Annotated in this window: 24 protein-coding genes; 17 read left to right on the forward strand and 7 right to left on the reverse strand. The window is 65.5% G+C overall.

Features of this window, described 5'->3' with window-relative positions:
• The first annotated feature begins 150 nt into the window (after positions 1-150).
• Positions 151-882, forward strand: a complete 732-nt coding sequence (locus BLP83_RS16360) for a hypothetical protein (RefSeq protein WP_091245381.1) — start codon at positions 151-153, stop codon at positions 880-882.
• A gap of 1,003 nt (positions 883-1,885) precedes the next feature.
• Here the strand turns inward: BLP83_RS16360 and BLP83_RS16370 are convergent.
• Both BLP83_RS16370 and BLP83_RS16375 read right to left on the reverse strand, forming a co-directional pair.
• Positions 1,886-2,839: a ParB/RepB/Spo0J family partition protein gene (locus BLP83_RS16370; RefSeq protein WP_091245388.1), complete on the reverse strand. Its 954-nt coding sequence runs from the start codon at positions 2,837-2,839 to the stop codon at positions 1,886-1,888.
• 11 nt (positions 2,840-2,850) lie between these two features.
• Entirely contained in the window at positions 2,851-4,125 is a 1,275-nt protein-coding gene (locus BLP83_RS16375; RefSeq protein ID WP_176764250.1) for an AAA family ATPase, read from the reverse strand.
• A gap of 322 nt (positions 4,126-4,447) precedes the next feature.
• Between BLP83_RS16375 and BLP83_RS16380 the strand changes: the two genes are divergently transcribed.
• The 7 genes from BLP83_RS16380 to BLP83_RS16410 all read left to right on the forward strand — a co-directional run bounded on the left by BLP83_RS16380 (position 4,448) and on the right by BLP83_RS16410 (position 13,220).
• On the forward strand, positions 4,448-5,371 hold the full coding sequence (locus BLP83_RS16380) for a hypothetical protein (protein ID WP_143006739.1): 924 nt from the start codon (positions 4,448-4,450) through the stop codon (positions 5,369-5,371).
• Between the two features lie 93 nt (positions 5,372-5,464).
• Positions 5,465-6,088, forward strand: a complete 624-nt coding sequence (locus tag BLP83_RS16385) for a DciA family protein (RefSeq protein ID WP_091245396.1) — start codon at positions 5,465-5,467, stop codon at positions 6,086-6,088.
• A gap of 126 nt (positions 6,089-6,214) precedes the next feature.
• Positions 6,215-6,805, forward strand: coding sequence for a hypothetical protein (locus tag BLP83_RS16390; protein WP_091245399.1), 591 nt, complete (start codon positions 6,215-6,217; stop codon positions 6,803-6,805).
• Between the two features lie 3 nt (positions 6,806-6,808).
• A complete protein-coding gene (locus tag BLP83_RS16395; protein ID WP_091245403.1) occupies positions 6,809-7,534 on the forward strand; it encodes a hypothetical protein in 726 nt (241 codons plus the stop codon).
• Between the two features lie 72 nt (positions 7,535-7,606).
• The gene (traF, locus tag BLP83_RS16400; protein ID WP_091245406.1) at positions 7,607-8,617 is read left to right on the forward strand and encodes a conjugal transfer protein TraF; all 1,011 of its coding nucleotides are present in this window, start codon (positions 7,607-7,609) and stop codon (positions 8,615-8,617) included.
• Complete coding sequence (locus BLP83_RS16405; RefSeq protein WP_091245408.1) at positions 8,614-10,134, forward strand: conjugal transfer protein TraH; 1,521 nt, start codon at positions 8,614-8,616, stop codon at positions 10,132-10,134. The genes traF and BLP83_RS16405 overlap by 4 nt, the downstream gene beginning before the upstream one ends.
• Positions 10,134-13,220 carry a conjugal transfer protein TraG N-terminal domain-containing protein gene (locus BLP83_RS16410; RefSeq protein ID WP_091245411.1) on the forward strand — a complete coding sequence of 1,029 codons (3,087 nt, stop codon included), beginning with the start codon at positions 10,134-10,136 and terminating at the stop codon, positions 13,218-13,220. Before BLP83_RS16405 ends, BLP83_RS16410 begins: the two co-directional genes overlap by 1 nt.
• Positions 13,221-13,832: 612 nt before the next feature.
• Here BLP83_RS16410 and BLP83_RS16415 read toward each other — a convergent pair.
• The gene (locus tag BLP83_RS16415) at positions 13,833-14,078 is read right to left on the reverse strand and encodes a hypothetical protein (protein WP_091245412.1); all 246 of its coding nucleotides are present in this window, start codon (positions 14,076-14,078) and stop codon (positions 13,833-13,835) included.
• Positions 14,079-14,350: 272 nt separating this feature from the next.
• Between BLP83_RS16415 and BLP83_RS18450 the strand changes: the two genes are divergently transcribed.
• From BLP83_RS18450 to BLP83_RS16460, 9 genes are all read left to right on the forward strand, one after another.
• Positions 14,351-14,854 carry a hypothetical protein gene (locus BLP83_RS18450; protein ID WP_143006741.1) on the forward strand — a complete coding sequence of 168 codons (504 nt, stop codon included), beginning with the start codon at positions 14,351-14,353 and terminating at the stop codon, positions 14,852-14,854.
• A gap of 156 nt (positions 14,855-15,010) precedes the next feature.
• On the forward strand, positions 15,011-15,304 hold the full coding sequence (gene traL / locus BLP83_RS16425) for a type IV conjugative transfer system protein TraL (protein ID WP_091245417.1): 294 nt from the start codon (positions 15,011-15,013) through the stop codon (positions 15,302-15,304).
• Positions 15,301-15,885 (forward strand): TraE/TraK family type IV conjugative transfer system protein, encoded by a 585-nt coding sequence (locus BLP83_RS16430; protein WP_176764251.1) that lies wholly within the window; start codon positions 15,301-15,303, stop codon positions 15,883-15,885. Before traL ends, BLP83_RS16430 begins: the two co-directional genes overlap by 4 nt.
• Before the next feature lie 6 nt (positions 15,886-15,891).
• Complete coding sequence (locus BLP83_RS16435; protein ID WP_091245422.1) at positions 15,892-16,899, forward strand: TraK domain-containing protein; 1,008 nt, start codon at positions 15,892-15,894, stop codon at positions 16,897-16,899.
• Entirely contained in the window at positions 16,896-18,131 is a 1,236-nt protein-coding gene (locus BLP83_RS16440; RefSeq protein ID WP_091245424.1) for a TraB/VirB10 family protein, read from the forward strand. The genes BLP83_RS16435 and BLP83_RS16440 overlap by 4 nt, the downstream gene beginning before the upstream one ends.
• Before the next feature lie 92 nt (positions 18,132-18,223).
• Complete coding sequence (locus BLP83_RS16445; RefSeq protein ID WP_091245426.1) at positions 18,224-18,763, forward strand: TraV family lipoprotein; 540 nt, start codon at positions 18,224-18,226, stop codon at positions 18,761-18,763.
• Between the two features lie 44 nt (positions 18,764-18,807).
• Entirely contained in the window at positions 18,808-19,176 is a 369-nt protein-coding gene (gene traA / locus BLP83_RS16450; protein ID WP_091245428.1) for a TraA family conjugative transfer protein, read from the forward strand.
• A gap of 30 nt (positions 19,177-19,206) precedes the next feature.
• Positions 19,207-19,740, forward strand: coding sequence for a hypothetical protein (locus tag BLP83_RS16455; RefSeq protein ID WP_091245430.1), 534 nt, complete (start codon positions 19,207-19,209; stop codon positions 19,738-19,740).
• Positions 19,730-19,987: a TraC family protein gene (locus tag BLP83_RS16460; RefSeq protein WP_176764252.1), complete on the forward strand. Its 258-nt coding sequence runs from the start codon at positions 19,730-19,732 to the stop codon at positions 19,985-19,987. The genes BLP83_RS16455 and BLP83_RS16460 overlap by 11 nt, the downstream gene beginning before the upstream one ends.
• A gap of 232 nt (positions 19,988-20,219) precedes the next feature.
• Here the strand turns inward: BLP83_RS16460 and BLP83_RS16465 are convergent, their stop codons facing one another.
• The 4 genes from BLP83_RS16465 to BLP83_RS16485 all read right to left on the reverse strand — a co-directional run bounded on the left by BLP83_RS16465 (position 20,220) and on the right by BLP83_RS16485 (position 24,992).
• Positions 20,220-21,035: a DUF5983 family protein gene (locus BLP83_RS16465; protein ID WP_091245433.1), complete on the reverse strand. Its 816-nt coding sequence runs from the start codon at positions 21,033-21,035 to the stop codon at positions 20,220-20,222.
• A 257-nt stretch (positions 21,036-21,292) separates the two neighbouring features.
• Positions 21,293-21,619 carry a hypothetical protein gene (locus tag BLP83_RS16470; protein WP_143006743.1) on the reverse strand — a complete coding sequence of 109 codons (327 nt, stop codon included), beginning with the start codon at positions 21,617-21,619 and terminating at the stop codon, positions 21,293-21,295.
• A 456-nt stretch (positions 21,620-22,075) separates the two neighbouring features.
• Entirely contained in the window at positions 22,076-22,414 is a 339-nt protein-coding gene (locus BLP83_RS16475) for a hypothetical protein (protein ID WP_091245438.1), read from the reverse strand.
• A gap of 265 nt (positions 22,415-22,679) precedes the next feature.
• Positions 22,680-24,992 (reverse strand): ATP-dependent helicase, encoded by a 2,313-nt coding sequence (locus BLP83_RS16485; protein ID WP_091245443.1) that lies wholly within the window; start codon positions 24,990-24,992, stop codon positions 22,680-22,682.
• Positions 24,993-25,002 lie beyond the last annotated feature (10 nt).

Consider the following 25,002-nt stretch of genomic DNA (forward strand, 5'->3'; position numbering starts at 1 on the left):
TGGCTCGTGCCAAAAAAATACCAAACCACTCCGCGAGCTCAGCGCCGCTCCAGGCCTGAGCTCGCGCGCCTTCCGGCCTTGGGGCTACGCCCCTATCTCTGCCTCGATTCAAGCCAGACGCCACTGCCCCACCCTGCCCCACGGCCTCTCGTGGCCCTGCGCGGGCCCGCCGACTTTGACCCGCCGCAGGTCTTGCTGGGCCGCTCTCGATTGAGTGTTCCCGCGGGCTTGGTCTCGGTGTGGCTGCTGCAGCTGTCCGACGAGCAGGCGGAGTTGGTCAGCAGCTCTGACTTCGAGCCCTCCCCTCGCCCGTCCGCGGTCGCCACGACCTGCCTGGCCCTGTGGTCGGCGGGTCTGCGTCTACCCGCGATCAGCGAGGTACTCGCCTTGGGCGTCGGCGCATCGGTCGTCCAGCGATACATCCGGGCCGCGGCCATGCCGCAGTCCCTGCTGTCCCTGCTGGACCGTGGCCTCCTGACTTGGGGACACCTCCGCTTGCTGGATCGCCTTCACCCGGAGGACCGCATCGTCTGGGGGGAGCGAACCGTCGCTCGGCGGTGGTCGGTGCGCTCGCTCGCCACGGCCTTGTCGGGCAGGCAGGCGGCTCCGCCGTCCCCAGACCACGCTCACTTCGAGCGCCTGCTTCGAGAGGCGTTGCAGGCTGATGGGCTTCAGTTGCTGTCCACAGGCGATGGCGCCTACGCCCTGGAACTGAACTGGTCGTGGTTGCCGGCCCTGCAGTCGGTACTGGAGCGACTCGGCCAAGCCCCCCTCCTCGAGGACGCGGACGCCCTCCCCCGCCGCCCTCGATCCGTGCGCATCGAGCTCGACTCCACCGACGAGTTGCATGCTTTGGTCAGCCACTTGCTGCCTGAGGCTTAACTGGAGAGCAGTCAGCGCCGGCGGGTTTGCTCGGCCCCGGAGACCGCGGAGATCCGAAGCTGGTGGTCCTGTCGCACCCGCGCCATGGGTGGCCCCATCTGCTCCCCGGATGACGCTCCGCAGACCGTTACGCGAAGGGGGGGGGTCACCCGCGCAACCTTTTGATCTGGTGGCCTTTTTTCTCCAGAATTTGACGGTCAAATTTTGGAGAGATCGCCCCATCAACCCGCTTTCGGACCCCTGCCTCGGTTGGTCCCATGCCACGCGCTCAGGGCCTCGAGAGGGTGGCTCTTGAGGCCGGCTACCGGTCGATCGGTAGTGGTCGGTGCGCGCGCTCGCCACGGCCTTGTCGGGCCGGCAGGCGGCTCCGCGGTCCGCAGAACACGCTCATGCTTCGGGAGGCTCTGGAGGCTGATGGGCTTCAGCCACTGTCCACAGGCGATGGCAGCTACACCTGGGAACTGAGCTGGTTGTGGTTGCCAGCCCTACTGATCTGTATTGGACCGACTCGGCCAAGTCCCATCCTGGAGGACGCGGACGCCCTCCCCCGCCGGCCTCGATCCCTGCGCATCGAGCTCGATTCCACCGACGAGTTGCACGCCTTGGTCAGCCACCTGCTGCCTAAGGCTTAACTGGGAGGCCGTCAGGGCCGACGGGTTTGCTTAGCCCCGGAGGCTGCGGAGACTCCGGAGACCCGACGGTGGCGGTCGTGCCGAACCCGCCCGCAATGGGGGCTATCTGCTTCCGGCAGACGCTCCGAAGACCGTTACGGAAAAGGGGGGGTCACCCGCACAAACCTATGATCCAGTGACCTTTTTTCTTCAGAATTTGACGGTCAAATTCGCCGGAAGTCGCCCCGTCGGCCCCGCGCCAACCTCCGCCGCGGTTGATCCCATGCTCCTTGCTGGCGGCCACAAGAGCCAACCCATCTGGGCCGACCACAATCCTCGCGCGCAAAAAAAGGCCCGCGCGTGGCGGGCCTCTGGGAGTTGCTGGCGGCGATCTAGTCCTTGACCGCCTCGTCCGCGAGCTTACGTGCGTATTCGAGAATCTTGGTTCGCATCGACGCAGGGAGCTCCTTCGGCAGGACCAAGTGGAAGGCGTCGCCTCGCTCCACTTCCCGGATCTTCTGGACCAAAGTCTTCTCTGCCTTCGGACGCTTCAACACCTCTTTCGCGCGCTTGAGCACGGCAGCAATCGGGCTGGGCGCCCGAGGATCGAGCTTGCTGATGTACTCGACGAACTCTGGCTTCTCATAGACCTTGAGCAACAACGTCACGTCCCGGTGCGCCACCGCGACCGGATCCTTGATGCGCTCCCACGTGCCCTTGGGCGCGTCGTCGATCAACCGAAGCAGACGCGACACGTCACCTGCGTTGCGACCAAGCCGCTCCGCCAACTCCTTCTGGCTGCCATAGCGCCCGGACTCCATCATCTTGACGAGCTGGAGAGCGAGCGAGTACGGGCTCTTGTCGGCGCGCTTAGCGTTCTCGGTGTCGTGGATGAAGTCGGCCATCGCATCGTCGACTTCACGCACAGCGCAAAGCGCAGTCTTGTGACCCAGCTGCAGCAGCGCGCGGAAGCGGCGCTCACCGGCGATGACCTGGTAGAGCGTCGGACCGCCACGTACCTCGCGAACGTCGATCGGTTGCAAGTTGCCCTTGGATGTCTCGATCGATGCAACGAACGCCTCCCACTCCGGGCCGGCGAACTCGTCCGGGTGCCGCTCGTAGCCAGGCCGCACATGCAGCGTGGTCACTGCAATTGGCATGGTTGCCTTGACGGGCAGCTGCTCGATCGCTGCCTTCAGCATCGCGGCCGGGCCCGCTGTTTGTACCTTCGGCGAAATGGGGCCGGTGGTGGATGCGCTCGCCGCTTCGGAGTCTGCCCCCTGTTCCTGCAAGCGCTTCTGTTCCGCCTGATGCCGGGCCAAAGCCCTCTCACGAAAAGTTGCCATGACCAATCTCCTCAGAACAGGTTGTGTTGCGTGGCAGCGGCAGCACGTACCGCCACGAAAATCTCGTTGTGCACTGAGCGCAGAATCTTCCGCGCCTGCCGGGCCGACGCAGGCGCAGACGACAGATCGTCATCCAGCTGCTGCTCGAAGACAGTGGCCGCTCCACCGGCGGCGCGCTGCAGCGCTTCAAGACGCGGCAGCTTGTCGGGCAGAACGAAGCTGGCGATCTGCTGGCGGACCGCGAGCTCGTTGAGCTCTTCGGTGTAGGACGACTGACGCATGGTCGGCAGGACGCGGAACCACTTGAGCGGCAGAGAGAAGCTCTTAGCCAGCGTTTCCAGCCACGCATGCGTGGTGACCGCGAAGCTCTTGAGCGACTCCACGTCCAAACTCCGCATCGGGCACGGGATCAGCAATCCTTCGGTCGCCAGCAGCGTTGCCAGCGTTGCCAGCGACAGCGTCGGCGCGGTGTCGATCACGACCATGTCGTACTCCGCACCATCTAGCGAACGCAATGCGTGTCGAAGGCCAAGCCAGAACGTCGCCTGTTTGCCGGCGGCACGTGCGTCCGCAAAGTCCATGATCATGGCGAAGTCGCCCTCTACCAGATCGGGGGCGGACGGCACGATGTCGATGGACGACCAATGGGTACGGCGGATCAGCGGCCGGATGTCGGTGGTTTCACCCACAAGGACTGATGCGCACGTCATGTCCTCGTTGATGCCCAGGTTTGAACCCTCGACCAGAATTCCCTGATCGTTCTGGACCAACATCGATGTCGTCGCCGATGCCTGGGGGTCGAGATCGATCAACAGCACCCGGTAGCCGCGGGTCGCTGCATCCATCGCGAAATTGACCGCCGTCGTGGTCTTACCGACGCCCCCCTTTTGATTGGCCACCGCCATGATGTGGGGCGGGGCGCCCTTAGGCACCAGCCCTTCACCAAGGTGCCGGCGGATACGCAGCATGTCGTGGCTGAAAAACACCCGCAGACCGCGATCGTTGCGCGAAAATCCGGGCTCCTCGGGATTCGCTTGAAGCAACTCCTCTTCGAGCCGCTTGAGCGTCGAGGCGCTGATGTCTAGCACCTGAGCCGCTTCGGCCGTCTGCATCGGGATCTCCAGACGGGTGCGTCCATCCGGCGGCGCGGCCCGTTTGCGGATCGATTCCGCCGACGCACTCAAGCCACGCGCAATTGCGCCGATGGCCTCGATCACCTGATCTGACGAGGTGAAGATCGTGACACGCGAGTCTGCGTGTTTCGCCTCTTTTTGACCGACTGCCATGGGCAATTCTCCTCTTTGGTCGTCCATATTGACGGGGGGCGTTTAGCCGTGGCTAGTATAGCCACGCGCCAGACCGCGCACGTTGGGGACACCAAGCCCGTCACCGGAGACACCACCGACCAGGCCGAGAACTGCAAGCCCTGAAACGAAAAACCCCCCGCTTGCGCCAACAAGCGGAGGGTCGATCGAAGCTGAGCTATTAAGCGCTTTGGGTTACGTCTAGAACCCTAACGCCGAGAGGTTGTGGAAGGCCTCGCGCGTTATTTTACGGACGTAACGCACAGCGTCAAGCGTTCTCGCGCCTGAAATTCAGGAGCGACCTGTGTTTACGTCCAAAAATCTGCTGTCTATGGCCACGTCGGGGCTGCGCCTCGAACACGTGGCTGTCCTTTCGTTTCTGTCCGAGCACGCCGAAGAAGGGGAGGGGTTGCAACCCACCTGCTGCCTCCCTCTATGGGATATAGCCAATCAATTGAGCCTTTCGATCGATCAGGTCAAGCGAGCGATGCGGGCACTGACCGCCGCCGGCGCGATCGCGCGCCGACAAGCCGTCAAGATCAAGGGTGAGGCCGCGCTGACGGTGCTCACCGAGCGGGCTGTCGCGTGGCTGCAGGGCAGGGCAGGGCGAGCTACGCTGCCTGGGCACTTGCCTCGGGCGCTGCGCGACCTGCTCACGTTCTGCTCTCCCGAGTTCGTCGGGCATGTGGCTCAGGCTTGGGACCGCTACGAGCTCCTGCCTGAGGCCGCCACGCCGCCTTCGGGATTGACTGAATCCGACTACGCCTCAATCCGGCGAGCACTGGCTGAGCGCATCGCCGAGCGCGCTGAGCTGCTGGCTGAAGCTACCGCCGCACAGGCCGCCGACGACGCGCTCGCCGAAGAAGGCAAGGTCCAGATCCGCTGCGCCGACGGCTATGTCGTTGTCGACCGCGCGCCGTTCGCCGCGCAGAAGGGTGCACTGGCCGCTGTCGATCTCCGCTTCGTCCGCGATGTCCTGCACCGCGTCGCGGAGCGCGCCCCTGGCCTCGTCACCGTGGATGCCGTGCCCAAGCTCGTGGCCGAGGTCGCGTACAGCCGAGTCATCGGCTACGTCAGCCGGCATGACGCAGAGCGCGCGCAGCGGGCTCTCGTGGCTACGATGGCGCGCGGTACGTGGAGCCGGCCGAAGGGCATCAAGCCAGGTTTCTATGCGGCTTCCACCGCTGCAGTGAGGATATCCACAGGGGTGCGCGAAACGCTCCACTAAACAACGGTTCTCTAGAGACAACAGCAAAAGCAAACAGCTGTTGGCGATGCACGCACCGCACGCCTGTGGATACCAACCCCGAACCCGAGACCCATGACCGATCGTTCGACCGCAAATGCGCTCCAGCTCGTAGCCGGGGTTCTGTTCGAGCGCCTGACGCCCGCACTGGCCGACCAGCTGCGCCTGAAGGCTGTCGACGGCGGCGTCGCCAAAGTGAGCGCCACGAACCTTGTGTTCTACGAGATTGGACTCGAGGCGCGCCAAACGATGCTGCAATCCGCCCTTGCCGCCGGGCTGCCTATCCAACGGATCGACGTCAGCTTCCAAGGACACGGCCGCACCGCCTCCTTTGCGCCGTTAAACCAGGTGCTGGATGGCATTCCCCTCAAGCCTCGACCCCACCGCTCGCCGGGTGCGGGCCTCGGAAACGACAAACCGGTCCTGCCCACGAGCGTGATCCAGCACGCCCAGCGGCTCCAACAACTGGCCGGTCGTCTGATCCCAGCCCTGCCGCAACCGCTGCCGGCCCATGTCCGCCTCGGAAATCTCCGCGAGGACGGTGTTCTGGTCCTTCTGACGACAAGCCCAGCTTGGTCGGCGCGTGTACGGATGGATGCCGGACGCATCCTCCAGATCGCAACTGGACTCGGCCTGCAGGTCAAAGAGGTCCGTGCCAAGGTCGTGCTGGATCCCCGGCCGCCGGGAGACCGCACCTGACGCTCGCAGAGAGGCGTCCATGGCAGATGCGTTCCCAGGAAACGTGGAAATGTCGCAGAAAGCTGGAGATATCTGATATCTTCCGGCTCGTTCGATGCGGCACTCCCCTCGAAGCGCGCGCACGTCATGACCGATTCTCAGCAGTTCGATCGCCCAATCCGCGAGCTCAACTTCGCCGTCTGGCAGTTGGCACGCGACATGGCTCGCCAAAACATCCCGTACGCACGGCGCGCGTTTGGCTTGCCGGAACTCCAAGCGCGACGGCTGGCCGAGCTTGAAAACCGCGAGCTGCTGGCCCTGGCCGATGATCCCCAGCCTCACTGGGAGATCCACCATCCGCGCCAACTCGACGCTCTGCTCGACGTCATCAAGCCGATGGGCGAACCCGCGGAGCCAAACCACTTCCGCGCCGAAATCAAAGAGCTGAACCTGAGCCTCTGGCACCTTGCGCGCGACATGGCGCGCACAGACCCGGACATCGCCCGGCGCGTTTTTGGCCTGAAGCCCAATCACTGTCAGCGCCTCGCGCAGCTCAACCTCAAGGAACTGCGGGCCTTGGCTGACGACATGCGACCGACCTGGCAGATCCACCTGCCCAAGAGCATGGATCTCCTCATTGGGCACGTCATCGCCAAGCGATCCGAGGACCGGATGCGCCTGGTCCGACTCTCCGTAATGAGTTCGCGCATTCCCGCGCTCTCATTGGAGGACCTATGACCGATGACTGAGCTCAAGCTAACGCTGTCCCAACAGACATCGATGTTGGCGCTTCGCTCGATGCGTGCGGCGGACGACCTGGTCGTGATGCGATACATCGTCGAGCTCCTCGCGATCGAGGCGCGACCGATCCTCATCGAGCGGTTGACGGGATACCCCGCCAGAGCGGTGAAAGCACTGCACGCCCGCGAAGTCGTGCGCCCCCCGCAGGGCCGCTACCCGCGTGCACTCGGGCGGCTGATCGACCTACCCGTGGTCCACCTCGAGCTCTCGATCTTCCTCGCGCATTTTCGCAACGAACACATCGTCGATGCGGCCGCTGCGAAGCTTTCGCCCAAGGACGCCCCCGTGAGTGCGAGATCCTTCCTCGCGGCCTACAAGGAATACACGCGGAACGTCATATCCGGCGAGCCACTCCCGCCCGAGACACTGATGTGGCTCGCGGACTCCTGGCTCGCCGACGAGATCGCGCTCGAACGCTGTCCCGTCGACGAGACCCGCTACATCCGCTCCACCGAGGCAATGAAGCTGCGCTGGACGATGGGCAAAGGTGACTGCCCTCTCTGCCGGAGCCTGCCCACCACCTCCATCGCTCGGCGGACCCTCCGCAGCTTCGAAATCGAGCGGGCCAAGGACAACTTCAAGCGCGAGCTCGCGAAGCTGAAGCCCAAGGCAGGGGACGCGACCGACGCTGGTCCGGACGACTCCGCGCCCGAGCAGGACTCCTGACTTCCAGATATCCCCCCTGAAACCCGGGGTTTAACGGAAATGGGTGCGACACGCGGTTGGTAGCGTGGTCGCATGTCAGCCATCTCCAAACATCGCCTCCTCGGCGCCTGCCTGCTGGCGCTCCTATCCTGGCCGCCGCTTGCTGTCAGCCAGCAAGCCCGCGAGCCCGACTACTACGAGGACCGCGCCCGCGGCTGGTTCTGGCGCGAGGTCCGTCCTGTCGCCAAGCCCGCGACTCCGACCCCCAAGCCACCGCCGCCGACCAGTGGGGTAGGGCAGGGGACGGATACCGCGCCGGCGCCGGCACCGCTCACGTCGGAGTGGATCCGCCAGAACCTGGATCGCTACCGCGATCTCGCGATGGACGATCCCACGCCCGAGAACGTCGAGCGCTACATGCTGTTGCAGCGCTATGCGGTCGACAAGGCGGATCGCTTCAGCACGACCTGGATGCAGGTCGTTCGGAACACGCCCTACCTGGACGAGTCGATCAACCGCCCGTTGTCGACCGCCGGGAAAAACACCACTCAGGCGCAGATCCTCGAGTTCCGGTACTCGCTCCTGAAGAAGCTCGCCGACCGCGGCATCGGCATCTGGTACTTCTACCGGTCCGACTGCCCCTACTGCGTCCGTCAGGAGGCCTCACTCGCGATCGTAGAGCGCGTGCACGGGCTGCCGGTCCTGCCGATCTCGATGGACGGCTTGCCGCCTCCAACCGACGCCTTCGCACGCTACGTGCTCGATTCCGGCCAAGCGCAGACCTTGAGCGTGCGCGGCACCCCGACGCTTTACCTCAACAACACAGCGGATGGCTCCGTCGAACGATTGACCGTTGGCCTCCGTGCCGCGGACGAAATCGAAGATGCCCTGATCCACGCTGCACGCCGCGCCAACTGGATCACCGAAGAAGAGTTCGTCCGAGCCACACAGGGCCGGGCCTTCCCTCTGCTCGTCGACGGCGAGCCGCCGCCGGCAGACCTCGCCAACGACCCCGACATGCTCCTCGCCTACCTGCGCGCGACGGCAGCGCCCGATCAGTTCACCCCCATCGAACCATCCCGCTCACCTGGAGCCGCCCGATGATCCGCTCCCTTGTTCTCCTCGCCTCGCTCCTGCTGCTGTTCCTGCCCGGGGCCGCCCATGCGGATTCGAAGACGGTGCGTGCCATGCAGGAGCAGTTCAACCAGATGTCGAACCTGACGCCGCCCGGTGCGGCGATGGGTGCCCGCCGCGGCGTGATCAGCGGTGGATCCATCAGCATCCGCAACCGCATCACCCAGTCAGGCGCGATCAACCTCGTCTCGACCCAACCCCTCAGCTTCAACACGGGGGATGGGTGCGGCGGCATCGATCTCTACGCAGGCAGCTTGAGTGCGGTCAACGGCGACCAACTCAAGGAGGTCGGCCGCCAGATCGCATCGCAGGCCACGACCTATGCGTTCCATCTGGCGCTCGGCAGCCTGTGCTCCCAGTGCCAGAACATCATGCAGCAGGTGAACGACATCCTGCAGGAGTTCAATTTCCAGCTGCAGGACACCTGCACCTTGGCGAAGGGCATCGTCCAGCTGGCGCCCGGCGACCAGGAAGGCGACAAAGAGCGCAAGGAGATACAGGCCGGCTTCCAGTCCATGTTCAGTGGCGACAGCGCCGACGCGTTCCGTGCATTCGGCCGGCCGCGTGCGGGCGCTGAGACACCCACCCAGCGACTGCAAACACGCGGTACCGAGGAAGAACGCGAAGCGGTCATTCCGGGCAACCTCCTCTGGCGCGCCATGCGCAAAGCCAACGCTGGCGCGTGGACCAGCGTGACCGGAGGCGACGACAAGGCCTTCATGGAGGAGCTCCTGAGCCTCGTCGGCTCGATCCAGATCTGCCACGCCACTGACCCGCAGTGCCAGAGCTCCGGCGCCGATGCTGCCTCCACGCTCACGCGTGAGATCCCGCCGATCCTCAGTCTCGCTGCCTTCATCGAGGGCTCTAACGCGAGTGGCACCAGCACGCAGAACGCGCCCAACATCACACGGTCGCAGGTCTACTTCTGCAGCGACTCGCAGAACTGCCTCAACCCGCAGTCCAGGCCTATGCAGTTCAAGGGGATGCGCACCTACATCCTTGAGGCGTTCAATGGCACCCCGGGCGGTGATGGCGGGATCATCGCGAAGCAGACAGGCGACGCCACTGGTGAGATGACGGCCTTCCAGACTGCGATCCTCGGCTACCACAACGAGCTCGGGGCCCTGATCACCCAGGCGATCACCGTGCAGCCTGACGGCACCCATGCGCGCATGATCGTCCAGGAGTTCAGCAGCCAGATCGCCGCCGAGTTCACCTACGAGTTCCTGACCGAGATGCTGCGCTCCATGCGCAGTGCGGTGGCGCTCCACATCCATGACGCCAGCAAGGCCACGCAGATCCAGATGATCGAACGGGCCCAGGCGCGCCTTGACCTCGAATACAGCCAGATCCGGGCTAATCCGCAGACCGTCAACATGATGGTTGCGCGCGCCGACCAGCTGACCCGCTTCGGCGTGGGTGGCACGCCGGGTGCCCAGCGAGGGGAGACGCCGCGCGCCTCGGCGGTGCTCGGGGGGACCCAGTAATGGATTGGAACATTCAAGTCCTCGGGTCCTTCGAGTTCGTCCGTGCCGTCTTGAACGGCGCCGCGATGTTCGGCAGTGGCGGTGCCGGCGGCTATGCCTCCGTCGCCGTCCTCGGTGCGGTCATCGGACTACTGATCGCCGCCGGCAAAGCCATCATCAGCGCCGGCAAGGAGCTCGAACTCCACATCATCGCCGTCTCGGCACTGCTCTTCGCCCTCATGTTTGGATCGCGGGTGGAGGTCGTCGTCGAAGGCGTTCTGCCTGGTCCGGATGGCCAACCGCAGATCGACCGCGTGGCCAATGTCCCGATTGGCCTGGCCGTGCTGGGCCACCTGATCAGCAACACGGGCCTCTACTTCGCGCAGGAGATGGACACCGCCTTCAGCACTCCGGGCTCCAACAACGGCCTGCCGCTGGCTTCGGGGGGGTTCGGCCGAACCCTTGAACTCCTGCGGGCGCCTCTGGCGCTGGCAGACCCGCGCAACCCCAGCCGAGATCTCGCGATGCTGCGCCAGAACGTGCAGAACTACTTCAGCGCCTGCAGCTTGCGGCACATCCGACGCTTTGGCCGGAGTGAGTCGCTCTGGACCGAGCCCGATTTCCTGGCGCAGTTGCGAGCTGATGATCAGACGATCGTGATGCTCCGGCTGACGCCGTCGGCGCCCGAAACCCCGCATACGTGCTCCGATGCGTGGACGCGGCTTGGTCTCAACTACCAGGTCAATGACCCGTTTCTGCGCGACGCCCTCAACAAGGGCATGGGCGCACGGGTGAGGGAAGGGGGCGAGCTTCAGGACGTCCTCGAGGAGATCAACACTGCATTGCGCTCCTTGGCGGTGAGCAACCTCGACAACATCAAGGCGGAGCGCATCGCCGTTGCTGCGCTGGCCGTGGGCGCGATGGATGTCGGCGTCATCGAGGGCCTGCGCAACGACCCGCGTGCCATGCAGTCGCTGATGATGCAGCAGGCGTCTCGCCAGCGTGCGGCTCAGTGGGCGGCAGAGGAGGGCATGTTCCTCAAGATCATTCGTCCGATGATCAGCTTCTTCGAGGCTCTGACCTACGCCCTGGCGCCGATCATGGCGTTCCTCATTGGATTCGGAAGCTTCGGTATCCGACTCGCGGCGAAGTACCTCGTGCTCCCGATCTGGGTGGTGCTCTGGATGCCACTCATCTCGATTTGCAACCTCTACACGAACCGCATGCTCGGTGGCGTCCTTGAACGCCTTGATGCTTCGATTGCTGGCGGCGCGAGCCTCGCGCAGATCCAGTTCCTGTTCGAGGAGACGGTGAGGATCGCTGGTGTCGCCGGCCTGCTGACGGCCGGCGTCCCCAGCCTGGCCATGATGCTGCTGTTCGGTGGTGCCGTCGCCGCGAGCGCCTACGCGAACCGCCTGCAGGGGGGCGACCACGTCAACGAAAAGATGGTGGCCGGCGACAACGCCACGCCGGGTGCTGCGCTGCGCATCGATGACACCCGCGCCATGTCCGCCATGACGGCGCAGGCGCAGACGGGTGCCGCTGGCTTTGCCTACTCGCAGAGCGCGATGGGGAGCGCGATGGTGCGCTCCGCGGCGAGCCGGACGCAGTCGGCCCAGGAGTCCTTTGGCTCGGCGATCCAGCTCGCCTACAAGGACACCGCGGGCTTTGGGCTCGAAGCCAAGGAGGGCTTGCGGGCTGCGGAGACCCGGGCCTTTGAGGAGAGCCGCGGGGAGACGGCTGGGTTCCTGCAGTCCATGGGTGTCAGCCGCGATGATGTGGCGAGGGCGGGGCTTACCGAAAGAGAAGAGGCTCAGTTTGCGCAAGCTCTCGCAGGGTCCTTGAGTGGCAGAGATGTCGGCCAAGCGCTCGCGGGTACCGCCATCGCCGACAAGTTGGCCGGCATGAAGGGTCGCGGTGGTGCAATCGCGAGCGTGGTGGGTTCGCTGCTGTCCAACTCTCAGGGCTCCGTGAAGGACACCAACACTATGGCCCAGGGTCTCTCTAAGGAGATTGCGACGAGTACTGGCCAATCCCAGCAGCAGGTCCGCGATCTCGCAGACCGGTACAGCTCCCAGCTGTCCCATCGCATCGGGCGCGAGGTGGTTGACGAGACGGGAAGTAACGCCAAGCTGGCCGAGGAGATCGCTCGCAGCAATACGCTCGGCCAGCAGTTCCAGGACGTACAGACAGCGCAGTCCGCGTACGAGTCGGCGCGCCAGATGGCCAACTCGTTCGGGGCATCTCAAACGCTGCCCGAGACCCAGGCAGTTGCAGCACTGCTTGGGTCGATGGCCGAACGGGCCACGCCATCGAGCCCAGTCGATACGCAACTCGATGCGCTCTACTCGCAGGTGGCTTCCGCTGTCGGGCCCCAGGCAATGCGCGCTGCCGAGAATGGCGTAGCGCTCAATAGCGGTTTGCCTCAAGGATCTCGCGAAGCCACTGCAGCGGCCATCATGCGCGCCGCCTTCTCCAGCTCGCCCACGGCGGGTGGGGGGGCAGCACATCAGGAAGCAACTGGCGAGATCAGCCGGCTTGTCTTCGGCGACCCGGCGGCTTCGGCACCGATGTATGGCGCGAGCGCCTATGCCAACGGCAATCCTGAGCAGGCGCGGGCAGTGGACGGAGCGAGCCCCGGGGACATTGGCATTGGGCACACTGCGGCCGCGGCCAACGCAGGGTATGTCGAACGCGCGGTCACCTCGCAAATCAACATGAGCGGCGAAACCATCGACAGCCGGTCCGCAGCGGCCATGGCTCCCATCGAGAGTTTCGGCGGGCCGCCGCCGGCGGCAGATTCAGGCATTCGTGATCGCGTAATGACTGCGGACTCGCCTGCGGATGCAGAGGGCCTTGACCGGGACGTCCGGGCGGCGATGGGAGAGCCCCCTCGCGAAGGTTCTGTCGAGCCTCAATCGCGGTTGGAGGAACTGCATGCTTTGAGGCAGACGCAAGGTCTGACGATGGAGCAGGCCGACGAGTACGCAGGTCTGATGCAGACGCACACCTTCAATGAGGTGTTGGATTTGGTGACTCCGGTTGGTGACGCCAAGGCGCTGGCCGGTGCTGCGAGCGATGTCGCCAGCTGGGCAACCGGACGGTGATGGACGCTGACGGGCCGCGCTCCTTGGGCGCGGCCCGTCAGCCGTCAGTCATTCCCATCGCGCCAGTCGCGGTGGGCTTGCGTAGACTCTACGAAATGTCCGTCGGTGCCGTAGGTATCAATGTCCAAGTGCCGCGAGAACTCGAGGGCGTCCGTGCGAGGATCGCCGCGGGCCGCAGTGCTGGACAGCATTGAGGCGGCTCCTGCGCCCTGTGCTGAGGTTGACGGCTTCGGCGATCCACTGTTCCGCGAGCGCAGCCCGCTCACTACGCCGTGAATCGCAGCCAGAACGAACACCACGGCAAGAATTGCCCAGACGTACTTCGTGATTTCCATGGCGATTGCCCAGCTTTGGAGACGGCTGTGCTGGCCATCGTAGTTCCACCTTCCGTCCACAGTCGAGCTTGTCAACTTTCGACAGCATCGCGTCGCGGCTGCTGGGCCGCGCTCCTTGGGTACGGCGCTGGGGAGTTGATCCGTTCCGAGCGAGACAGTTGCAGTTGGCCTCGTCGACTCGATCAGTTGCGTGCAGGAGCCGCGGCTTTACATCTACGTGGCGCGCGACCGCAAAGGCGTCCCCGCGGGGCACGTAAGGGCACCTACCCTTGCGTCCTCAATTGTCGTCGTAGATCGCCCATGTCTGGACGTTCTTCGGGGCGTTTGACATCCCGTGCTCGCTGCGGGCCATCGATTCGATGGCGCCGTAGTGTTCTGCTTCGTCCTCACCCTTGTTGGTGGGCGAGGGTACAGGGGCCTGTATCCGCGCCGTCGGCGTGTTGCGTGCCTGGGATGCGCGTACCAGGCCGTGAATAACGGCCAGCACGACCACGAGGATCCAGATCAGAGTCATCAGTTCCATAGCGATTCCTTCGCGTTGGCGACGGCCTTCCTAGCCATCGTAGTTCCACCTTCTATGCCCCGTCGAGCCTGTCAATTTGCGACGGTCGGGCATCGTCTTCGGCCGTGAGGGTCGCAACAGGTGTCAACCCCTTGCGGCGCTCCCCGCCCCACAGGCTACCCTGCGCGGAATTCCGCCTCGGCGGGGCCGCCGGTCTCGGCAAATTGACCACATCACCCACTCGGGGGCTCGTCCCCCGTGGGGGAGGAGTCCTCATCCGATAGGAGAGGACCATGCTGTTCAGAGATCTGTTCGTTCTGGCTTTCGGCCTTGCGGCCATAGCCGGATGCTTTGCGGTGGTCTCAGCCACCATTCAAAGCCTGTTTGCACGTACGCCGGCCGGAGGGGCTTCAGCCTCAGCGGTCGGCTCGACGCTGACACCTGACCCCGTTGCTCCCCCGCCTGCGCCCAGGGTCAACTCAGCGCTGGTTGGGCCAGCAGGTGTCGTACGCCATCCGCCGATCGTTGTGACTCCCGGCGGAGTGGCGACCACGAATACGCGGGACCTTGATGAGGCCCTGCTGGATGAGGCCCTGCTGCGACAGGGTATCGACCCGGTGCAGTTCCGCCGGGCCAAGCTTGAGGCCGCGATCCTGCGGTACGGCGCGAATCTCGTGTCCGTTGATGACATGCGCCCTCCAGTTCAGGGCGTTCCCCCCGAGGCCTCCGTCACGCCTGCCCAGGATGCTGAGTTCTGGGAGGTCGAGCCGGCGCCCCGGCACGATCCAACTGTTTGACCTCGACCCGGACCCCGGCCTGCTCTGCAGGCCGGGGTTTTTCGGTTTTCGGGGTCAGACCTCCCGATATCTCCCCGAAAAGGGGGGGTATTCCGGAAGTGGGCGCGAGTTTCGGTTCTTAGAGTGGTCAGCACTCCACCCGGACGCAGCCACCCCATGAACTGGAACCAAGAGCACGAACTCCCCCTCCACCTCGATGATCCCCAGACCCTGCTGTTCTGGTCAGCCGACGAGCTGATCCCGCTGGCGATGTTCCTGATCGTTGCGATCCTGACGAACAAGCTCTTCATCTGCATGGCGGCCGGCATCCTCGGCGTCTACTGGTACCGCCGCTTCAAGCAGACCCAGCCCGAAGGTTTCCTGCTCCACCTCGCCTACTGGTATGGCTTCGTGCCAGGCAAGGCACGTTCGCTCATTTCTCCGTACATCCGTCAGGTCCTGCCGCTGTGAAGCTCGGCACACAGCGCAAGACCTTCGAGCAGGCGCTCAGGGAAAACAGCCTGACCCGGTGGATCGTCGCGGGCCAAGTGCTGGTGGTCCTCGTCATGGCCTTCGGCTGGGCCTCGACCGACCAGCGCGTGGTGCTGGTGCCTCCCACGCTGTCGACGAAGGCTGAGGTGTCCGCGAACTGGGCCAGCCAGTCCCTGCAGATCGCTTGGGGCCAGTTCCTCGCGACCAACTTCGGGAACATCAGTCCGCGCAACGCCGACGTGGTGCTGGAAACGGTGGGCAGCCATCTGTCGCCCTCGGTCTATCGCAGCGTCGTCGATCGGCTCGCCGAGCAGATCAAGGTGTTGAAGGACGAGCAGCTGACGATCGCATTCGATCCCATGAACTCGCGCTGGGACGAAAACCGCCAGTCCGTCCTGATCACCGGCGAGCATCGAATCCGTGGCCTGCGTGGCGCCGAGCGCCGCGAGGTGAAGACCTACGAGATGCGCTTCGTGGTCTCGAACTACCGGGTGCTCCTCGATCACCTCGATGTCCATGACGGGGCGACGCCGCCCCCGCCCCAGAAAGCCCAAGGCTGATTGCCCATGCAACTGAAACTTCTCGCTCTGGCCGCGGCCGGCGCGCTGCTAGCGGCCGCCCCGCTCACCGTGATCGCCGACACCCAGATTCCCGGCCTGCCGGTGAAGACGGTCGGCGATTCGATCGAACTGGAATTGCCGGCTGAACCCTCCAGCTCCACGTCGGCGGCCGACGCGCCTGCGCCCGAAAGCAAGGAGGCCGAGGCCCTTGCCGCCCAGATCAATGGTCTGCGCCAGAGCCTTCCAGCTGCCGCAACGGACGCAGAAATGGGGCGTGGACTCACGCCGCCGCCTTCATCGATCAGCGTGCGCCCAGGCGTGGTTGAGGTCATCCCGATCGGTCTGCAGCGGTTGAACCGCATCCGCACACCGTTCGCCAACCCCGACGTGAAGACCGTCAGCGAGACGGCCATGATCGAGGTCGAGGGCTCGGTCATCTACGTGTCAACGGACACCCGTGATCCGATCTCGATGTTCATCACCGAGCGAGGCCAGCCGGACCTGGCCCTGTCGCTGCAGCTGGTGCCTGCGCGCATCCCTCAGATCGAAACCTCGCTTGAGATGCCCGGTGTGTCGCTCTCCGCGGTGCGCGGCGAACCGCGAGTCGCCTCGGATTGGGAGCTTGATCAGCCGTATGTGGAGACGCTGTCCGAGCTCATGGCCACTTTGGCACGCCAGGAGGTCCCGGCTGGCTACGGCATGAAGGAGTTCAGCGCAGCCGATGGGCTGCACCTGCCTGCCTGTGCGTTCCCGCCGGGCGTGGTCGTTCGCCCCGCGCAGATCCTGACGGGATCGAACCTGATCGCCGTCATCGCCGAGGTCCGCAACGAGGGCCCCATGCAGGTGGTGCTCGATGAGAGCGCGTGTGGATCGGCAGGCGTCCTCGCTGTCGCGGCCTATCCCAGCCTGACCTTGGAGCGCGGCCAGTCCACCGAGCTCTACATCGCGCGTGAACTGCCGCAGCAGGGACCGACGCTTCCGCGTCGTCCGGTGGTCGCTGGAGGTGCCCGATGAGCACCGCGGCAGCCACGTCCAACACGAACTGGTGGCAGCGCCTGCCGCCCAAGCAGAAGCAGATCATCACCATCGCGGGCTCGCTCGTCGGGCTCCTGGTTGTCGTGCTGCCGTTCCTCGACAGCGGTCCGACCATCCAGACCACACCGTCAGCGCCGCGGGCGGTCGCCGACATTCTGCCGACCGGGGCTTCGCGCGAGCTGGGCCTTGCGGGGCTTGCCGCCGAGGTGGATGCACTGAAGCGCGACCTCGCGGAGCGCGATGCCAAGCTGGCTGCGCTGCAGGGCCAGATCGAGGAGAACAAGACCGCCGGCCCGGCGCCGCAGGATTCCGGCGCCCCGATGTCCGATGAAGCTCGCGAGTTGTCCGAGGAAATGCTCGCGCGCTTGGCGCTGCTCGAATCCCGCGTGGGAGGAGGGCAGGGCGGCGCCGTCGCACCGCCAGCGCCGCAGCAGGCTCCGCGCGCCCCCGGCATGCAGCCGCCAGGTGTGCCGCCGCAGCAGCCGGGCCAGCCACAAGCGGATGCGCAGCCATTGATCCGTGTGCCGGCACTGCGCTCGATCACAGCCGTGCCCGAGGAAGCGGCAACCGCAGAGCAGACCGATGCCGAGGACACCCGCGTTGCCTACTTGCCGTCGGGCAGCATCATCCAGGGCGTGATGCTGACGGGCCTCGATGCCCCCACTGGCCGCGGCTCGCGCCAGGACCCGGTCCCCGTGCTGGTCCGCATCAAGCACGACGCGATCCTGCCGAACCGGTTCCGCGCCGATATCAAGGAGTGCTTCATGTTGTTGGCAGGCATGGGTGACCTCTCCAGCGAGCGAGCCTACCTGCGCGGCGAGAGCTTCTCCTGCGTCCGCGAGGACGGCGGCGTGGTCGACGTCCCGCTCAACGTCTATGCAGTGGGCGAGGACGGCAAGGCCGGCCTGCGCGGGACGCTGGTCTCGAAGCAGGGTCAGGCCATCGGCAAGGCGATGCTCGCCGGTATCGCACAGAGCACGAGCCAGGCCTTCTCGCGCGGCGGCATCGGAACCGGCAACACCGGTTCGGTCGACCTCAACAACGCCGCTGAGAGCGGCCTCTATGGCGGCGCCGGCTCAGCCCTCGATCGCGTCGCGCAGTTCTACATCGATCTGGCCGAACAGATCTTCCCTGTCATCGAAGTCAGCGCGGGGCGCGATGTCTCGCTCGTCCTCGTGAAGGGCGCCGAGATACGGATGGTCCGTAGCTGATCGGACTTCCCGATATCCCCCCGAAATCGGCTGCATTCCGAACAACTGGTGCGAAACGCGCCCCCTAAGCTGACGTCATCAGGAGGTCACTCATGTCCATGAACCGCTCGCTGTTCGTTGCCGTCGTTGGGGCGCTCACGCTCCTCCAGGTGGGCTGCGGCACCACCAGCAAGTTCACCTGCGGCGCGCCGCAGGGGATTCCCTGTCTCTCCGTGCAGGAGGTCTACGACCGCACGGAGTTCTCCAGTTCGATCACTGCCGAGAGCCAGCCGCCGGCTGCTTCCATGCCCGCTGCGTCTCTGAGCTACACCTCACCAGACACCGTCCGGCCAGCACCGGTCGTCATCGAGGAGGGCTCGCTGATGATCGCCCCCACGGACAGCTCGCCCGCGCCTGTCTCCGACGCCCTGCTGACTGGTGCCCGAGTGATTCGCGTCTGGGTCGCGCCGTGGGAAGACCGCCGCGGCGACCTGCACATGAGTGGCTACGTCTTCAGCGAGGTCCAGGGCCGTCGCTGGCGCGTGGGCAACACCCCGCCGGCAAGCCGTCCGGTTCTCCGCCTCCTCGAATCCGCCTCGAATCCTCCGAATCCCTCGAGCCCCGATCCCGCGCCCGCCGGCGCTGGCTCCTGACGTTACCCGCTGCACCTACCCACCCGCACCAAAGGAGATTTGTCATGAAGCGTAATCTCGCCCTGCTGTCCCTGATCCCGCTGCTGCTGATCGGCCCGGACGCCCTCGCGATCAGCTCCACCACGCCGGATGGCGTGACCGTCGTCAATGCCGATGGCCCCTTCCAGCAGCTGCTGGGCCTCGTGGTTGGTCTCGCCACGGGTGCGCTTGGTAAGGCGCTGGCCATCATTGCGTTCATCGTCGGCCTCGTCATGGGCGTCGCGCGCCAGTCGATCATGGGCTTCCTGATCGGCGCCGCCTTCGCGGTCATCCTGGCCTTCGGCCCCGCGATGCTGATCAGCATCTTCTCCGCGACCTTGCCGGCTGCAGCTCCTGCGGCCGTGGTTGCCCCCGCCGTGTTTCCGGTCGGCTGAGCCACAAACCCCACTCGCAGGAGCGAACCCATGAAGACCACGACCCAGACTTTGGCTACCCACGTTGCAGATCACGGCGGCGATCAGCGCGACGCGCTGATCACCGTCGCCCCCGGTGTGTGCGGATTCGGCTTTGTTGTCGAAGAGATGTTCAAGGATGGCGAACTTCTCAAGCGGCTCAGCGAGAAACTTATCCCGGCGAAACCGTTTGGAGCCAAGTGGCTCGTCCACGACTTGCCGAAAGCCGAAGTCGATCGCCTCATCGCCCGGGGGAGCGTGAAGGGACCCATCACCCCCGGTGAGCCCAATCGTCCCTTCCTGCTCATGGTCATGCTGAAGGACAGCGCCGACGCTGCGACTGAGCGGCTCGTTCGTGCTGCCCGCGACTCGACTGCCGAGCTGCTGACCTCGTTGGGACTCGGTCATGAGCCTTTGACCAGCGACGGCTGCCGCCAGCTTGACCAGGCCTATCTTGACGAGTTCCGCGCGGTCGATGGATTCGATCAGCCGTACTGGCTGGGCAGCCAAGTCAGCGTGGGCGAGGAGCGAGTCCATGCGGGATAGAACCGAAACCTTGGCGGGGGTTTTCGGGGTCGTCCAGAGTTACGACGATGACGAAGGGCTCTTCGTCATCGCGCCGGGGGAGTTCGGATTCGGGGTGATCGCAGATCCCCTGACCGGGATGGACGAGAGCACGGCCGAGAAGATGAACCAGCTGCTCACGCTCCCGTTCCCAGCGGGCGCGATGATGCAGATCTCCTCTGAACTAAAGCCGAGGAGACCCCACGAGGGGAATCCCCTCGATGGGTGAGTACGAGCTGCGCTCGCGGTGGTGCTCGATCAACGCCCGAGCGGGGCTTCAGACCTTGCGGTCAGGGTGGCACGATGATGACCGAGGCGCGTAGCGGTTGCCACGGTTGACACCTGGGTGGGCGATGGTCGATCAGTGCCACTGGATCAGCTGCAATGGAGCAAAGGGCTTTCCTTGGCCGTCGCTTCGGGACGGGCAGGGAAAGCCCCCGGCACAAGGCCGGGGGTGAGACTTACCAGTCGTAGCTCGGAGCCCCATCGATGAAAGGAGCGTCTGCCGCCAGACGGATGTAACTCAGGCCATGGGCACGCGCGTGCTGCACGACCGCCGCGAGCCCGTCCGACAGACCAGGAATGCTCTCGGGCACCGTGTCTGCGACATGCAGCAACCAGCCGTCATCGCCGCTCATGCTCACGACCATCCAGGGCGTGGGCGATCTGCCCGAATCGAAGAGATCGCGCTCTGCCTCAGTCACGTGGCCGGTAGAGACGACCAGGTAGCTTTCAACGTCGTGTCCGGCCGCATGCGCGGACGCGATAGAAAGGATGGCCGCGAGAGCCTCCCTGTCGGCATAGCGCGTCGCCGAGGCCGCCGCGTGCAAGGTCTGGTCGACATCGACCGTGCCCTCCGGGCCCGCCTCCTCGACGAAACTGAGGACGAGTCCAGCGAGTGCGGACCAGTCGTCGAACTCGCCCGGCAGTCCCAGCGCCTCGGTGGTCAGCGCTAGCCTCTTGTCGGCGCAATCAGTGGCGATTTCCAGTCCCGACGCACGTTCGAGACTTTCGATAAATCGGTCGCGCTGGTCATCGATGTTGCCGGCACCGAGGCTGACCCAGACCCTGCCGCGCGTGGTCTCAAGACCAAGGTGAATTTCGCCCAGCGTGGTCACGGTTCGGATGCATTCGTCGGTGGCACCGGTTTCGGATTCCCAACGGATCTCGCGCACTGCGGGCAGACGGGCTTTGATGTCCGCCAGGCGCAGGGCTTGAACGTGGTCGTGCAGCTGGCGCTGGAGGATGGTCACCAGCGTGTAGAGATTCTCGTGCATGTGATGCTCCGTTGCGTTTGGCGCGCCGATCACGCGGCGGCATGGGAGGGGTTCGAAGCCATGACGCGCGCACGCATCCCCGACGGGGAGACATGCTCTCGCGTTGGGGTAGGCCGGTAGGCTGGTGTGTGCTCAATCATGGCCCGAGCGGGGCGCTACAGCCGCGAGGCTGCGAAAGGGGTGAAGTGAGTTGTTCCCGCGGGCCTTGCCAAGCCGAAGCGCGCCGGAACAACCCCGCGCGAGCCGGGTTGGGTGGGTCAGAACCTGCGCTGCAGGTCCTCGGGCGTGGGCCGCCAGCGGGCGGGATCGGGTGCCGCGGCGACGGCATTGAGCGCGTTGAACGTGGCGGGGCCGAGTTCGAAGGCGCGCTCGCGCAACTGCTGCAGCCCTTGCCGGCTGCGCTCGATGTCAGGCTCGAGCTCGAGGAAGCGGAGTTGGGCCGAGTAGCGGCCGCAGGCGCGGTCGGTCTCAACAAGCTGTTGGTCGTAGCCGGACAGCTGGCACGCAAGGGTGTGCGCCAGGTTTCGCACGGACGGCGGGAGCAGACCTGCAGACATTCCGTCTGCGGTATCAAGGGTGTGCATGGTGAGTCTCCAGGCGAAGCGGAGACGCACGAACCCCCTGGTGCGGGGATCGGGTCCCCGCGGGGTGACTGGGCTAGGCCCGGTGTGCTCCTTCAAGCCGGGAGCGGCGGCGCACGCAGCGGGGCTGCGATCTAGACCAAGGCTACTGCGTGACGATAACGGGGGCCAGAGGTTGACAGCTGGCGAACCGAAGAGGGGCGCGCATCTTGGTGCTGCATCATGCGCCCGCATTGGCGCTCTGCAGCTTACAGATCTGAGCGCGGCAATGCTTGTCTGTGCGAGTGATCCAGCAGGCGCTGCAATGCAGCTCGGACACAAGGCGATGCCTCCTCGATCGCTGCAGGTGGCAGGCGCGCCGATGGACTGCTGCCGCCAAGCATGAGACCTACAAGTACCGGGGCATCAACGAGAATGAACGCGGCCGAGTTCGGGCCTGGACTCATGTTGGGCTGCTCCTCAGACTGGGATAGCGCTTGAGCGAAAGGCGGCAAGAACGGTGGCGACTGCCATCGCTGCGAACCCTGCGGAAAATCCGAATCGAGCCATACGGCCATACCGCGCCGGCAGAACCGGCCTGAGCACATCGTCGAACGCGAGGGTGACCAGAGCGATAGCCGCGGCAAGTAGGGCAACGTTGCTGATCGTCCACCCCAGCAAGGAGGACTCAGCACCCAGTGCAGCAGCTGCAGCGCCGCTGACGATGCGGAGGGCGAAATTGCTCCGGCTTGTGGAGGGCTTTTTGTGGTCTGCCAAGTCCATATGGGTGTCCTTGTCGCTGAGGTTGGAGCGAGCCACGTCAGGACTCGCGCATAAGCGCTGTGTGACGCCTCCGCCGAACCACCTTTCGCTCCGCTGTCGGCAGCGGGCCATGCGCCTCCGGGAAGAGCAGGTGCTGGCTCAAGCGCGCTTCTTCAGGCTCGTAGCAGATCGTCTCGCAGGGTTTTTGGGCATGCGGGTGCTCGCCGAAGAGCCAGGCGACGCGCCACAGGTTCAAGCGAACTTCGGGTTCCGGATTCATGGACGGAGGAATTGAACGAACGAGCGCAAGCATTCGCCGGATCTACTCGCGCGCAACCGACGCGTGTCGCCACGCGCCGCGCGTCAATGAGATCCCCACCTCGCCACCCAGGTGATCCCGGAGCACGGCCGTGCGAGGGGAGGGCAGCTTCACCACGATGCCCCAGCGCGCTCCGGTTGTCGCCTTGATGAAATCGCCCACGCGCACCACGGTGCGCTCTGTGAGCGGGGTGAACTCGGCGTCCGGGGGCAAGGGCGGCGGTGGTGCCGCGGTGGATGCTGCTGACGTCGAGTTTGAAGAACTGGTGAAGGGCTTTTCCATGCCGATTTCGGCGGCGTAGCGACTGGCCAGAGACGGCTGCAGGCAGCGCCCGCCGAAGCCACCGCCGAAGAGCGCGCGGTGGACCGAGGCCATGCCGGGCAGATCCATCTCGTAGAGAAAGCGCGAGGCCGCGGCCCCAATGGGTGTCGGCACCCCGGAACCTGCTGAGATGCTTGCTTCCAGCTCGCGGTCATCCGGATGGATCAGCACGAGCCGCTCCTTGGCGCGGGTGATCGCGACGTAGGCCAGGCGACGCTCCTCCTCAAGGTTCGAGCGAGGCGAGGGAAAGCCGCCACCCCAGCCGGGCACGATGACCAGCGGCGCCTCCGCGCCCTTCGCCCGATGGATCGAGGTGATGCGCAGGTGGTCGCCCTGTGGCTTGATCCGGTTGGCCACCTCGTCGATGGCCTGCAGGAAGCTGCCGATCGTTTCGTGTTCGCCGGCGAGGGTGAGGAAGGCGGTGATGTTGCCCAGCTGGGCCGCCGCGCGCTCCGGGGTGCTGGCGCTGCGCTCGATCCCCGCGATCAGGTCGATCGCCGTGGCGTAGCGCTTCAAGACAGCACTCGGCGACTGCGTCGCATAGCGACCGCTCTCGATGTCGGCGATGGCCGCGGCTCGCCGCGCGAGGTTGCCCTGCACTGGACCCTGCAGCCGCGCGATGTGCGGATTGAGGGCAGGGCCCAGGCGCTGGCGCGCGAGCGCTGCGCGCAGGACATCGCCCTTGATCTTCTCGCTGGTGGCGCGGTCGAGGTAGAGGGTCGGCGTGCCGATCAGCGCATCGAGGTAGACCGAGAGCACGCTCGGCTCGGTCGGCAGCTTGCCGGCGGCGAGGTGCAGCGCCCCCGTCAGCATGGCCAGCTCCGGGGAGCGCAGCAGGCTCTCGCGGCCCTCGACCACGAAGGGGATGTCCGCCTTGGTGAGTTCGAACTCGAAGGGCAGGGCATGCTCGAAGTTGCGGACGAGCATCAGCACTTCGTGCAGGCGATGCTGCGCGGCCAGACCGGACAGTAGACCCACGAGCCCGCTGCTGGCGCCGGCTGCCACGGCCAGGCGCTCGATGGCCGTGTCCGGGCAGCTCGGCGCGCTGACCACGATGTGGTCGTCGCGCTCTCGGTTGTGGCTGATGAGTGCATTCGCCATCAGCGACACGCGCGGCCCGTAGCGGAAGGTGCGGCTCAGGGTGAAGCGGGTGCAGGGGCTGAACGCCTCCGCGAAGCGGCGGGTCATGATCTCGACGCGACTGCCGCGGAAGCCGTAGATCGCTTGGTCGGCGTCGCCGCAGGCCGCCACGGAGGCCGAGTCGCCGGCGAGCCCGCGGAGGAACTCGAACTGGATCTCGTTGGTGTCCTGGAATTCGTCGACGAGGATGTGATCGAGCCGCCCCTGAAGCTGCAGCCAGAGCTCCGGACGTTCCTTCAGCAGGACGAGTAGGTCGAACAGCATGTCGTCGTAGCTGCGCGCGCCGCGGCCTGCGTCGATCTCTGCGAGCCGGGTGGATTCCAGCGCCTTGAAGGCCGGCACGAAGATCGCGAATTCCGGCTTCAGCTGCGAGCGCTGGAAGGTTTCTTCGGGCGGCGCCAGCGTCGCCTTGGCGCGGGTCACGAAGCCCAGGAATTCCTGAAACACATCGGCACCGGGGCGCATGCCGCGAAAGGCCTTCGCCCACATCGGCTGGAGTGCGTGCCGAGCGCGTGCTTCCCAGAAGCCTTCTCCGGGCTCGATGCGCGCATCCGGCAGCTCGCCGCGGCGCACGAAGTGCTGGAGGAAGGCCAGCGCCAGCGAGTGATAGGTGTGGACCTTGGGTTGCTCGCCGGGCAGCCGTTTGGCCAGACGCGACTGGAACTCCAGCTGGGCGGACTTGCCGAACTGCAGGCACAGGATGCGGCTCGGTTGTGCACCGCGCTCCACCAGCCGGGCGATGCGCTCGACGAGGGTTGTCGTCTTGCCGCTGCCGGCGACGGCGCTGATGAGCGCGTGGCCGTGCCCGTGATCGGCCACGGCCTGCTGTTCGTCGGTGAACGTCTTCGTGCTCATGCTGCGATTG

Origin of the sequence: Aquimonas voraii (assembly GCF_900101825.1) — a bacterium.
GTDB lineage: Bacteria > Pseudomonadota > Gammaproteobacteria > Xanthomonadales > Xanthomonadaceae > Aquimonas > Aquimonas voraii.